Annotated in this window: 11 protein-coding genes; 5 read left to right on the forward strand and 6 right to left on the reverse strand. The window is 67.9% G+C overall.

Annotated features, from left to right (window positions below; genetic code table 11):
• Positions 1–6: 6 nt before the first annotated feature.
• Together AC3WOB_RS08050 and AC3WOB_RS08055 are read right to left on the reverse strand one after the other, a co-directional pair.
• Complete coding sequence (locus tag AC3WOB_RS08050) at positions 7–1,797, reverse strand: putative 2-aminoethylphosphonate ABC transporter permease subunit (RefSeq protein ID WP_492274708.1); 1,791 nt, start codon at positions 1,795–1,797, stop codon at positions 7–9.
• Positions 1,775–2,848 (reverse strand): putative 2-aminoethylphosphonate ABC transporter ATP-binding protein, encoded by a 1,074-nt coding sequence (locus AC3WOB_RS08055; RefSeq protein ID WP_013392488.1) that lies wholly within the window; start codon positions 2,846–2,848, stop codon positions 1,775–1,777. The genes AC3WOB_RS08050 and AC3WOB_RS08055 overlap by 23 nt, the downstream gene beginning before the upstream one ends.
• Before the next feature lie 149 nt (positions 2,849–2,997).
• Here AC3WOB_RS08055 and AC3WOB_RS08060 point away from each other — a divergent pair, with 149 nt between their 5' ends.
• Together AC3WOB_RS08060 and AC3WOB_RS08065 are read left to right on the forward strand one after the other, a co-directional pair.
• Complete coding sequence (locus AC3WOB_RS08060) at positions 2,998–3,861, forward strand: LysR family transcriptional regulator (protein ID WP_013392487.1); 864 nt, start codon at positions 2,998–3,000, stop codon at positions 3,859–3,861.
• Positions 3,862–3,899: 38 nt separating this feature from the next.
• Positions 3,900–4,469 carry a phosphonate degradation HD-domain oxygenase gene (locus AC3WOB_RS08065; protein WP_013392486.1) on the forward strand — a complete coding sequence of 190 codons (570 nt, stop codon included), beginning with the start codon at positions 3,900–3,902 and terminating at the stop codon, positions 4,467–4,469.
• Here the strand turns inward: AC3WOB_RS08065 and AC3WOB_RS08070 are convergent.
• Positions 4,447–5,580: an MFS transporter gene (locus AC3WOB_RS08070; protein ID WP_049797910.1), complete on the reverse strand. Its 1,134-nt coding sequence runs from the start codon at positions 5,578–5,580 to the stop codon at positions 4,447–4,449. The genes AC3WOB_RS08065 and AC3WOB_RS08070 overlap by 23 nt on opposite strands.
• 218 nt (positions 5,581–5,798) lie before the next feature.
• On the opposite strand from AC3WOB_RS08070, the gene AC3WOB_RS08075 reads away from it, so the two are divergent.
• A complete protein-coding gene (locus AC3WOB_RS08075; RefSeq protein WP_013392484.1) occupies positions 5,799–6,722 on the forward strand; it encodes a LysR family transcriptional regulator in 924 nt (307 codons plus the stop codon).
• An 82-nt stretch (positions 6,723–6,804) separates the two neighbouring features.
• Here the strand turns inward: AC3WOB_RS08075 and AC3WOB_RS08080 are convergent, their stop codons facing one another.
• Both AC3WOB_RS08080 and AC3WOB_RS08085 read right to left on the reverse strand, forming a co-directional pair.
• Positions 6,805–7,656 carry a sulfurtransferase gene (locus tag AC3WOB_RS08080; RefSeq protein WP_492274709.1) on the reverse strand — a complete coding sequence of 284 codons (852 nt, stop codon included), beginning with the start codon at positions 7,654–7,656 and terminating at the stop codon, positions 6,805–6,807.
• A 37-nt stretch (positions 7,657–7,693) separates the two neighbouring features.
• A complete protein-coding gene (locus AC3WOB_RS08085) occupies positions 7,694–8,548 on the reverse strand; it encodes a DMT family transporter (RefSeq protein WP_041652943.1) in 855 nt (284 codons plus the stop codon).
• A gap of 152 nt (positions 8,549–8,700) precedes the next feature.
• Between AC3WOB_RS08085 and htpX the strand changes: the two genes are divergently transcribed.
• Positions 8,701–9,582 (forward strand): protease HtpX, encoded by an 882-nt coding sequence (gene htpX / locus AC3WOB_RS08090; protein ID WP_088139274.1) that lies wholly within the window; start codon positions 8,701–8,703, stop codon positions 9,580–9,582.
• A gap of 227 nt (positions 9,583–9,809) precedes the next feature.
• Positions 9,810–10,937, forward strand: a complete 1,128-nt coding sequence (locus AC3WOB_RS08095) for a lactonase family protein (RefSeq protein WP_492274710.1) — start codon at positions 9,810–9,812, stop codon at positions 10,935–10,937.
• Positions 10,938–10,976: 39 nt separating this feature from the next.
• Here the strand turns inward: AC3WOB_RS08095 and AC3WOB_RS08100 are convergent, their stop codons facing one another.
• Positions 10,977–12,368 carry an L-serine ammonia-lyase gene (locus AC3WOB_RS08100; RefSeq protein WP_207466132.1) on the reverse strand — a complete coding sequence of 464 codons (1,392 nt, stop codon included), beginning with the start codon at positions 12,366–12,368 and terminating at the stop codon, positions 10,977–10,979.
• Between the last annotated feature and the right edge of the window lie 36 nt (positions 12,369–12,404).

Consider the following 12,404-nt stretch of genomic DNA (forward strand, 5'->3'; position numbering starts at 1 on the left):
AATCGTTCAATGGGCCGCGGGACGGCGCCAGGCCTGGCTGCGCGCCACCAGCGCGCGGCTGGCCAGATGCAGGACCATGGCAGCGGCGGCCGAGCTGGCCATGATCACGGTGCACATGGCGGCGGCGGGGCCAATGAAGCCGGCGTCATCCATGTTCAGCACCGCGACCGCGGCCAGCACCGTCGAAGGGCTGTACAGGAATACGACCGCGGACACCGTCGTCATGGCGGAAACAAACAGATAGCGGGCCACGTCCAGCGCCGCCGGCAGGCACATCGGCAGGGTCACGCGCAGGAAGGTCGTCAGGCGCGGCACCTTCAGCGACGCCGAGGCCGCTTCGAACTCGGGGTCCAGCGCGTTGAGCGCGGTGGCGGCCGTCAGGTGCGCGCTGGTATAGAAGTGGATGACGGTGCACAGAACCAGCAGCGGCATGGTGCCGTACAGCACGTTCAGCGGGTTCGACAGGCTGTTGAAGAAGAAGATGTAGCCCAGGCCCAGCACCAGGCCGGGCACGGCCATGGGCATCAGCGCCAGCATGCCGACCATGCCGCGCAGGCCGCGCGCCAGCTGGCCGCGGGCGGGCACCTTCTCCATCATCCATGCGCCCGTGAAGACCACGGCCGTGCCGATCAGGGCAGTGCAGAACGCCAGCTGCAGGCTATTGCGCCAGGCCAGCCAGCCGCCGCCGTCCATATTGTCGAAGTCATACGAACGCAGCGACATCGACAGGTTGTAAGGCCACATCTTCACGAAGGACGCCCACACCGCCACGCCTATGATCAGCAGCAGGAACGCCGCCAGCACGCCGGCCAGCGCCAGGAAGGCGGCATCGCGGCGGCGGTTGGGGCCGGCGGCGTAGGGCTGGGCCCGGCCGCTCATCTGGGCGCCCTGGCGGGCGCGCAGCCGCCGGTCCAGGGCGAAAGTCAGGATCGCCGGGAGCAGCAGCAGGATGCCGATGGCCGCGCCCTTGGGGAAATTCTGCTGGCCGACCACGGCCTTGTAGGCCTCCATCGCCAGCACGTTGTAGTCGCCGCCCACGACCTTGGGCACGCCGAAGTCGGTCACCGTCAGCGTGAACACCACGCAGCAGGCCGAGAACACGGCGTAGCGGGTGCCCGGCAGGGTCACCGTCAGGAAGGTTCGCCAGGGGCCCGCGCCCATGGCGCGCGCGGCGTCGTAGAGACGGCCGTCGGCCAGGGCCAGGCCGGTCAACAGGATCATGAGCGCGTGCGGGAAGGTATAGAAAGCCTCGCCCACGACGATGCCCCAGAAACCATAGATGGTCGCGCCGCCGGTCAGGCCCTTGAGCAGGCCCTGGTTGCCCAGCAAGTACACCAGCGCAATGCCCGGCAGCAGCGACGGCGCCAGCAACGGCAGCAAGGCGACGGTGCGCAGCAGGCCCTTGCCCGGCAGGCGCGTGCGCGTCAGGCCGTAGGCGAATCCGTAGGCGCAGGGCACCACCAGCAGCGTGGTCACGACGCCTACCGCGAGGCTGCGCGCGACCATGGACATGAAGCCGTCGCCGCCGATGATGTCCGCCAGCACCGACAACCCGGCCCAGGCGCCGTCGCTGTCGGTCACCGACCGGATCAGGATCGCGGCCAGCGGCAGCGCCAGGAACAGCAGCAGGCCCAGCGCCAGGGCGCCCTGCCCGGTGGCGAAGCCAAGGGCACCGATCCAGGCCGGCAGCGGGCGGCGGCCGAGCATCGGCGCAGGCGCCGCGATGCTGGCTGGGGCCGGGGCGGCCGTGGTGGAGGAACGGTTCATGGCGGGATCAAGCGTAGGCGCGTATCGCATGGCGCGGCAGCTCCACCCAGCAGCGGCTGGCGGCGTGAGGGCCCAGCAGGGCGTCTCCGATTTCGGGGGACACGATGGAATGCACCGTGCTGCCGGGCACGCCTTCCAGGCGCAAGGCCAGGCGATAGCCTCGGCCCAGGAACACGCCGTCGAGCACGTCGGCCAGCATGGCATTCGGCTGCTCCGGCCGAGCGGTGCTGACGCGCACCGCTTCCGGCCGCACGAACAGCTTGCCGCTGGCGGCGTCCAGCGCCTCGTCCACGGCCAGCTCCTGGCGTCCCACGCGGGCGCGGTGCGCATCCAGGCGTTCGAACGGCAGCCAGTTCGCTTCGCCCACGAAATCGGCGATGAAGGCCGAACCCGGCTGGCGGTAGAGTTCCCGCGGCGTGCCGTATTGCTCGATGATGCCGCCATTCATGACGGCGATGCGGTCGGCCATCACCATGGCCTCTTCCTGGTCGTGCGTGACCATCAGCGTGGTGATGGACAGGCGCTTCTGCAGGGCGCGCAGTTCGATGCGCAGATGCTCGCGGACGCGGGCGTCCAGCGCCGACATGGGCTCGTCCAGCAGCAACAGCGACGGCGACGGCGCCAGCGCGCGCGCCAAAGCCACGCGCTGCTGCTGCCCGCCGGAAATCTGTCCCGGATACTTGTCGGCCGCGCCAGCCAGCCCGACCAGCGTCAGCATTTCCTCGACGCGGTTGGCGACGTGGTTGCGGTGCGCGCGCTTGCCGCTCAGGCCGTAGGCCACGTTCTGGGCCACGGTCAGGTTGGGAAACAGCGCATACGACTGGAACAGGATGCCGTAGTCGCGCGCCTGCGGTTCGGCATGCGAGATGTCGCGCCCGGACAGCACGATGGTGCCGCTGTCCTGCCGCTCCAGGCCGGCGATGGCGCGCAGCAAGGTGGTCTTGCCGCAGCCCGAGGGCCCCAACAGGCACACCAGCTCCCCGGCGCGGATGTCGAGCGAGACGTCCGACAGCGCGGTATGGCTGCCAAAGCGCTTCACCAGATGCCTGACAGAGAGAAATGCGGTATCGCGTTCGGCCATGGGGCCTCCGGTTTGGGAACGAAGGCAGTATGGAAGACGCGTATTGAGTGTTTATGACACTTCGCGCAAATGCAGTAATAAAAACATCAAATTATTTTGGTGTACTGGCGGTCTTGCGCATTGCGCCCATATTCCGCCCCCAAAAAACCGTGCTTGTCGCCGAACTCAAATCCTTCTACGCCGTGGCCCGCTGCGGCACCGTCACCAAGGCCGCCGCCCAGTTGGGCGTCAGCCAGCCCACGGTGACGGGGCAATTGCGCCAGTTGGAGTCCCGTTACGGCGTCGAACTGTTTCATCGCCAGGGGCGCGGCATGCGCCTGTCGGACGCCGGCCACAGCCTGATGCCCATGGTGGAGAAGCTGGTCCAGCAGGAAACCGAGATCGATTTCCGCCTGCGCGACGCCAGCGATCTGCGTGAAGGCAATCTGCGCATCGGCGCCACCGGCCCCTACTACATCATGGATACGGTGCGCGCCTACAACCAGCGCTACCCGGGCATAGACCTGACCCTGGCCATCGGCAATTCGCAGACCATGCTGCAGGCGCTGCATGACTATCGCATCGAGATTGCCACCTCATCCTTTCTGATGGATGACAAGCACCTGTACCGGCGCATGATCGCCGCCGATCCCATCCGGGTGGTGGCGCATCGCGGCCATCCGCTGGCGCGCCACAGCCAGGTCCGCCTGGCCGATCTGGCCGAACACGCGCTGCTGTTGCGCGAACCCGGCTCCATGACGCGGCAACTGACGGAAGACGCCTTGCTGGCGGCCGGCGTCGCCGTGCGCCGCACGCTCGAAATCGGCAGCCGCGAGTCGATCCGCCAGGCCATCCTGTGCGGACTGGGGATCAGCCTGATCCCCTCGCGCGAGATTCCCTCTCATCCCGAACTGGCGGCCCTGGACATCGAGGGCGCCGACATCGTGATGCATGAATACCTGTACTGCCTGCGCGAGCGCCAACCGGTGCAGTTGATCGCGCGCTTTCTGGAGATGGCGCCAGCCGCCGGCTGAGCGCCGCCCTCCCCTATGCGGCCACCCAGGAGACAACCATGGCCTTGACCCTGCAAGATATCGAACAGATTTTCCTGGAGCGCGGGCACCGCTCCTACGACGGCGAATCCGTCAGCCACCTGCGGCATGCGCTGCAAACCGCGGCGCTGGCCGAACGCCACGGCGCCGGCGCCCACCTGATCACCGCCAGCCTGCTGCACGACCTGGGCCACCTTATCGCCGACCGGCCGGGCACGCCCACGCTGCGCGGCCTCGACGACAAGCACCAGTACTTCGTGCTGCCCTTCCTGCGCGGCCTGTTCGGCCCGGCGGTGCTGGACCCGATCCGGCTGCATGTGGAGGCCAAGCGCTACCTCTGCTATGTGGAACCGCAATATGAAGCGTCGCTCTCGGAGGATTCGAAGCGCAGCCTGGCGCTGCAGGGGGGCAGTTTCGATGCGGGCCAGGCGGTGGATTTTGCGAGCATGCCGGGCGCGCCGGATGCGATCCGCCTGAGGCGCTGGGACGACATGGCCAAGGTCCCCGGCTTGGCCACGCCGCCCCTGGATCACTTCCTGGAGATCGCCGAGAGCGTCTCCGGGCGGGTCAAGCTGGCTGCCATCTGGTAGGGCTGGCGGGAAAACCGTGCGTCCTGGCGGCCCAGACGACCGCCAGCGTCGCCGCCAGCAGCGCCAGCAGGGCTGGCACGAATGCAGCCACGCCCAGGCGTTCGAGCAACGCGCCGCCAACCACGCCGCCCGCGGCGATGGCCGTGTTCCACGCCGTCACCAGCATGGACTGCGCGACGTCCGCGGCATCGCCGGCCGTCTTGGCCAGCGCCGTCTGGAACAACGTCGGCGAGCCGCCGAACGCCACGCCCCAGGCGCCCACAGACAGATAGAGCATGGCCGGCATGCCGCCCGCGATGCCCAGCGCCAGCGCGGCCAGGCCGAACAGGGCTATGCAGGCCAGGGTCAGCGCCCGCAGATGGCGATCGATCAACGCTCCTACCACCCAGATGCCGAGCAGCGAACTCAGTCCGAACACCAGCAACACCAGTTCGGTGCTGGCAGCCATCCCCACCGAGGCCAGGAACGGCGCGATATAGATGTAGAGAATGTTGTGCGCCAGCACGAACGCCAGCACCGCGAACAGCACCGGACGCACGCCGGGCAGCAGGAATACGCGCCGTAGCGGCAGTTGCCGGCCCCGGGTTTGTCCCGCAAAGTCCGGCACCCGCAGGCGCACCCAGACCATCAGGATGAGCGCCAGCCCGCTCATGATGCCGAAGCCGATGCGCCAGCCCCACAGCGAGCCCAGCAAGGTTCCGGCCGGCACGCCCAGCGACAGCGCCAGCGGCGCGCCCAGCATCGCCACCGCGATTGCGCGGCCCTGCTGGTGCGCCGGCACCATGCGCGCGGCGTAGCCGGCCACCAAGGCCCACAACAGCCCCGCCGACATGCCCGCCAGGAAGCGCGCAGCCATCGTCAGTACATAGGCGGATGACAGCGCGGTCACGGTATTGGCCAGCACGAACCCGGCGATCGCCGCCAGCAGCAGCGGACGCCGGCGGACGCCCCGGGTGGCGGCGACCAGCGGAATCGCCGCCACCAGCGAGCCGATCGCGTAGATGGTGACGGTCTGGCCGATGCTGGCCTGGGACACGGCCAGGCCCTGCGCCATCTGCGGCAGCAGCCCGGCCGGCAGCGCCTCGGTCAGGATCGTGATGAAGCCCGCCATGGCCAGCGCCAGCAGGGAGCCCCACGGCAAGCGATCGCAAGCGGCAGCGGGGGGATGCGCGGGCGCAGGGCGCGGGCGCGAGGAAAACGCGGAATCTGTCATGGGTGGCATCTAGGTTGAAGCAGGAGAACCCAGACAATAGATGCGCCGGGATTAAAGAAAAAGTAGGCTACATTTCCTTCTTATGCGGAACTGGATGTCCGCAATCGAGGAAAGAAATGGACAGCCTGAATGGCTTTGTCGTGTTTGTGCAGGTGGCCGAAACGCGCAGCTTCGTCGCCGCCGGCCGGCAGCTCGGCGTGTCGGCCTCCGCCATCGGCAAAAGCGTGGCGCGGCTGGAAGCAAAGCTGGGGGTGCGCCTGTTCCACCGCAGCACGCGCAGCGTCACGCTGACGGCCGAAGGCATGCTGTTCCTGGAACGCAGCCGCCGCATCCTGGCCGAAATCGAGGCGGCCGAACTGGAGCTGTCGCGTGCGGCAGGCGCGCCGCGCGGACGCCTGCGCGTCAGCCTGCCGCTGGTCAGCGGACTGGTGCTGCCGATACTAGGCGAGTTCATGCGCGAATATCCGGAGATCGAACTCGATCTGGATTTCACCGACCGCATGGTGGATGTGATTGAAGAAGGCTTCGATGCCGTGGTACGCACGGGCGAACCGGCCGACTCCCGCCTGTCGGCGCGCCGCCTGGGTTCATTCCAGATCCTGCTGGTCGCCTCGCCCGCCTATCTGGCCAGCCGGGGCACGCCCCGGACGCCGGCCGATCTGTTGCATCACAGCTGCCTACACTACCGCTTTCCCAGCAGCGGCAAGCTGGAGACCTGGGCGCTGCGGCAAGCCGAAGGCGAACCAGAACTGCAACTGCCCGTCTCGATGATCTGCAACAACATCGAGACGCGCGCCTGCTTCGCGCTGCAAGGGTTGGGGATAGCCTACCTGCCGGACTTCGCCATCCGCGAGCCATTGGCGGATGGAAGCCTGGTGCAGGTCCTGGCGGGACAGGCGGAGCGCACCAACGTCTTCCATGTGCTCTGGCCCGCCAGCAAGCAGCCGTCGCCCAAGGTACGGGCCCTGGTCGATTTTCTCTGCTCGAGAGTGTTCGCGGACGCCAAGGCGGCCAAGTCCGCCGGCCGGTCCAGGCGATAGGAAGCCGCCCGGCGCGCCGTCCCGCAAAGTCCGCGCGGCTTGCGGCAAGAAAGCCGGGGCGTTGCGCCCCGGCCTGCAGAACCTACGCGCCCGTGGCCACCGGCCGGGCCGGGTCGCTGCACCACTCGCTCCAGGAGCCCGGGTACAGGCGCGACCCCGACAGTCCGGCGATCTCCATCGACAGCAGATTGTGGCAGGCCGTAATGCCCGAGCCGCACTGGTGCACGATGGCCGCGGGATCGCGGCCGTCCAGCAGGCTGGCGAATTCCTCGCGCAATTGCGCGGCGGGCTTGAAGCGGCCGTCGGCCTGGAGGTTCTCGCCGTTGGGGCGGTTCAGCGCGCCCGGAATGTGGCCTGCCACCGGGTCCATGGGCTCGACCTCGCCGCGGTAGCGGTTGGCCGCGCGCGCATCGATCACGGTGAAAGCCTGGCGGGAAATATTGTCCAGCACCGCCTGGGCGTTTACCGAACCCGCCAGTGAGGCACCCGGCTCGACCGGATCGCCCGCGCGCACGGCGGCCGCGGCTTCGGTCGTGGTCGGCAGTCCGGCCGCGGTCCACGCCTGCCAGCCGCCATCCAGCACGGCCACCTGATCGTGTCCCAGCCAACGCAGCATCCACCACAGGTGCGCGGCGTACATGCCGCCGCTGGCGTCGTAGGCCACCACCAGGGTCTGGGGCGTGACGCCATGCGCGGCCATCAACGCGCCGAATTCGCCGCGCGAGGGCAAGGGATGGCGGCCGTTCTTGCCGGTGCGGGCCGCGGACAGCTCGGTTTCATGGTCCAGGTAGCGGGCGCCGGGGATATGGCCGGCGTCATAGGCCTGACGGCCCGCCGCGTGGTTGCTCAGGTCGTGGCGCACATCGAACACGCGCACATCGGGCGCATCCAGGCGCGCGGCCAGGTCGGCGGCGGAAATCAGGGTCATCGTCATTCGGTGTGCTCCTGTAATGGTGCGTAGCTGTCGCGGGTCAGGCCGGCTTGGGATCGCGCATGGTGCGCCATATCGACAGCAGGCCCGCGAAAATGATCAGGCCCATCCCGGCCCAGGCCAAGGCGTCCAGCTGCTCGCCCCAGATACCCATGCCCAGCAAGGCCGCGAAGATGATGGTGCTGTACTGCAGTGCCGCGGTCAGCAACGCCGACCCCAGGCCGAAGGCCCGGGTCATGGCCAGCTGCCCGAAAAGCCCCGTCACACCCACGCCCAGCAGCGACAGATAGCCGGTCCAGTCGGCGTAGCCCCAGCCCTCGAACAGCAGTCCGGCCAGGCTGGACACGCACACGGCCACGGAGAAGAACAGCACGGTACGCCACTCGGGTTCCCCGACCCGGCCCAGTTGGCGGATCTGCATCATGGCGATGGCCGACATGGCGCCGGCGGTCATTCCCAGCAAGGCGGCCAGCCACTGGTCTTCGTTGATGCTGGGCCGCAGGACCGCGATCACGCCCAGGAACCCCAGCGCCACCGCCATAATGCGCACGGGGTCGCGCTGCGCCCCGCCCCAGCCCAGCATCCAACAGGCGATGAACAGCGGCGCGGTGTAATTCAGGCTGGTGGCCGTGGCCAGGGGCAGATGGGCGATGGCGAAAAAGCCCAGCCACATCGACGTGACGCCAGACAGGTTGCGCCACAGGTGCAGTTTCCAGCTAACGGGAATGATGGACTGGCGGCCGGCGCGGGCCCAGATCAGCAGCAGGATGACCGACGGCAGTCCGCGAAAGAGCACCACTTGCGGCAGCGAGGCGCCATGCTCGGTGCCGAGCTTCACGAACGAACCCATGATGGCGAACATGGCGGACGCCAGCAACATCCAAAGTGCCTGCATGGGGGGTCTACGCTAAGGGAAAAGTGAGGAGGAATAAGGGAAAGCGATACTATACTCTCCGTCACCGGAAGCGGCGCCGCGAGTCGGGGAACTGGCGGGCCGCAGCAGTGTCGAATCCCGGCATATCCTGCTCGCAGAGGAACACAAAAAACATGAAACGCATTGTCTTGTTCGTCCTGACCAACCTGGCCGTCATGCTCGTGCTGTCGGCCACGCTGCGCATCCTGGGCGTGGACCGCTACATCACCGCCAACGGCCTGAACCTCAACGCCCTGCTGATCTTCTCGGTCGTGGTGGGCTTCACCGGCGCGATCATCTCGCTCTTGATCAGCAAGCCCATGGCCAAGTGGAGCACCGGCGCCCAGGTGCTGGACCCGAACTCGCCGCGCAACCAGCGCGAAGCCTGGCTGGTCGACACCGTGCACCAGTTGGCCGACCGCGCCGGCATCGGCCGCCCGGAAGTCGCCATCTATGAAGGCGCGCCCAACGCCTTCGCCACCGGCGCGTTCAAGAACGACTCCCTGGTCGCCGTGTCCACCGGGCTGCTGGAAAGCATGAGCGAAGAAGAAGTCGCCGCCGTGCTGGCCCACGAAGTCGCCCACATCGCCAACGGCGACATGGTCACGCTGACCCTGATCCAGGGCGTGGTGAACACCTTCGTCGTGTTCCTGGCGCGCGTGGTCGGCTACTTCATCGACCGCGTGGTGTTCAAGAACGAACGCGGCATCGGCCCGGGCTACTACATCACCGTGCTGGTCTGTGAGATCATTTTCGGCGTCCTGGCCTCGATCATCGTGGCCTGGTTCTCGCGCCAGCGTGAATACCGCGCCGACGCCGGCTCGGCCCACCTGATGGGCGCCCGCGAACCCATGATCCGCGCCCTGGCCCGCCTCGGCGGCCTGGAGCCGGGCGAACTGCCCAAGTCCTTCGAGGCCTCGGGCATCACCGGCAAGGGCGGCCTGGCCGCCATGTTCGCCTCGCACCCGCCGATTCCGGCCCGCATCGCCGCGCTGCAGAACGCGCGCGTGGTCTAAGCCTTTCGCTCAGACGGGCCTCGCGCCCTGCAGCCCTGACTCGATGGCCCGCTTGCGCGGGCCATCGTCTTTTCCGGCTCCGGCCAAAAAAAGGCCCCCAGGATGCGAGGCAGACCCCGAAGAGGACTAACGATCAGACATTCCTGCTTCAATGGAGTGGGCGCATAATTTCAAGGGCCTGGCGCCGGTCCTGGCTGTATGGATAGACGTGATGTCGAGGGCAGACCGTGGCTGAATCGAGTACGCACTCCCCGGCCCGCGGAACGGGCAGCTGGCTGGTTGCCGTGGGCACGTATACGCGGCCGATGCCGCATGTGCACGGCATAGGGCGCGGCATCCACTTGCTGAGGTTCGACGCCGCGACGGCCACGCTGCGTGAATTGCAGGTGGACAGCCATGGCGTCAATCCCTCTTACCTGTGCCATTCCGCGTCCCTCGGCCTGCTGTATGGCGTGAGCGAGCAGGAAGTAGGCGCCAGCATCGACGTCTACGCGGTCGACGACGCGGCCACGCTGCGGCATTTGCTCAATGTGCCTACCCCTGGCGCCAGCCCTTGCCACATCAGCCTGACCCCTGCGGCGGACCGCCTCTTCGTATCCAACTATGGTAGCGGCGAAGTCCTGAGCTACCGGCTCGACGGACAGGGGTTGCCCAGCGCCCCGCCCGACATCATCGTGCGCCATGGCAGCGGTCCGCGCAGCGACCGCCAGGCGAGCCCCCATGTGCATTGCGCCCAGCCGACCCCGTCCGGCGATGCGGTCTACCTGTGTGACTTGGGTACCGACAGCGTCGCCCGCCATGCCTTGCGGGGCGCCGCGCTGGATCTGCTCCCGGACCTGCAGGTGCAGATAGGTCCAGGTTCCGGGCCGCGCCACCTGCGGCTGAATCCGGCCGGTACCCGCGCCTTCGTGCTCAACGAACTGTCCAATAGCGTGAGCGTCGTTCAACTGCCCACGGCACGCGATCCCCATGCACACGCGCTCGCCCGGATCGGCACGCTGCCGGCAGATTGGCGCAACGCCAACTCCGCGTCCGCGCTTTGCCTGCATCCGAGCGGACGCTGGCTCTACGCGACCAACCGCGGCCACGACAGCATCGCAGGATTTCGGCTATTGGAATCCGCCCCTTGGCTTGAGCCGATAGGCTTGTGGCCCGCCGGCGGGCGCACCCCGCGGGACGCCGCCATCACCCCGGACGGCGGCTTCCTGCTGGTCGCCAGCCAGGACGAGCACCGCATTTCCTGCCTGCGCATCGACCCGGACAGCGGCCAGCTGCAGCCTGCAGGCGTGCCGTTTGCCATTTCCTCCCCGGCCTACGTTCTTCCCTTGCTTCGGAAAGGAACCCCGAGGCCATGACAGCCGCTCGCCCTCCCGCATCGTCGTCACCCCGTGCCCTCAGCACTCGACAATGTTCACCGCCAGCCCGCCGCGCGCGGTTTCCTTGTACTTGGTCTTCATGTCGGCGCCGGTTTCGCGCATGGTCTTGATGACCGAATCCAGCGACACGTAATGCTGGCCGTCGCCACGCAGCGCCATGCGGGCGGCGTTGACGGCCTTGATGGAGGCCATGGCGTTGCGCTCGATACAGGGGATCTGGACCAGGCCGCCGACCGGGTCGCAGGTCAGGCCCAGGTTGTGCTCCATGCCGATCTCGGCCGCGTTCTCGACCTGTTCGACCGTGCCGCCCAGGGCCGCCGCCAGGCCGCCCGCCGCCATCGAGCAGGCCACGCCCACTTCGCCCTGGCAGCCGACCTCGGCGCCCGACAGCGAAGCGTTGTACTTGTACAGCAGCCCGACCGCCGCCGCGGTCAGCAGGAAATCGCGCACGCCCTCGCGGTTGGAGCCGGGCACGAAGCGGTCGTAGTAGTGCAGCACGGCGGGGATGATGCCGGCCGCGCCGTTGGTCGGCGCCGTCACCACGCGCCCGCCGGCGGCGTTCTCTTCGTTGACCGCCATCGCGTACAAGTTGACCCAGTCCATCACGGACAGGGGATCGGACAGCGTGCGCTCGGCGCGCTGGGTCAGGTTGCGGTACAGCTCGGGCGCGCGGCGGCGCACGCGCAAGGGGCCGGGCAGCTCGCCGTCGGCCTCGGGATAGTTGATGCCGCAGCCGCGCGACACACAGTCCTGCATCACCTGCCAGATGCGGTCCAGGCCGGCGTGCACCTCGGCCTCGTCGCGCCAGGTCAGTTCGTTCTTCATCATCAACTGCGCCACCGACAAGCCGTTCTCGCGGCACATGGACATCAGCTCGCGCCCCATGCGGAACGGGAACGGCAACTGGTCGTGCGCGGCGATGACCTGACTGTTGGAGGCGCCGGCCGTCACCACGAAGCCGCCGCCCACCGACAGGTAGCGGGCTTCGCGCAGCGATTCGCCATTGGCGTCAAACGCATGAAACTTCATGCCGTTAGGATGCTCCGCCATGGCTTCGCGGCGGTAGAACATCATGTGTTCCTTTTCCACGAAGGGAACCGGATGGCGTCCCAGCAGCGGCAACTGGCGGCTGGCGCGCACCGACGCGATCATGCCGGCGATGGCGGCAGGGTCGACGGTATCGGGCGCTTCGCCCATCAGGCCCAGCAGCACGCCCTTGTCGGTGCCGTGGCCCTTGCCCGTGGCGCCCAGGGATCCGTAGAGCTCGGCGCGCACCCAGGCCACGCTGGGCATGAGCCCGTCGCGTTCCAGGCCTTGCGCGAACAACAGGGCAGCCCGCATCGGGCCCACCGTATGGGAGCTAGACGGGCCTATGCCTATCTTGAACAGGTCGAATACGGAAACGGCCACGCAACACTCCAATGCATCTACGAAGGATGAGGCAAT

Source organism: Achromobacter sp. FW305-C-30-7 (assembly GCF_058783105.1).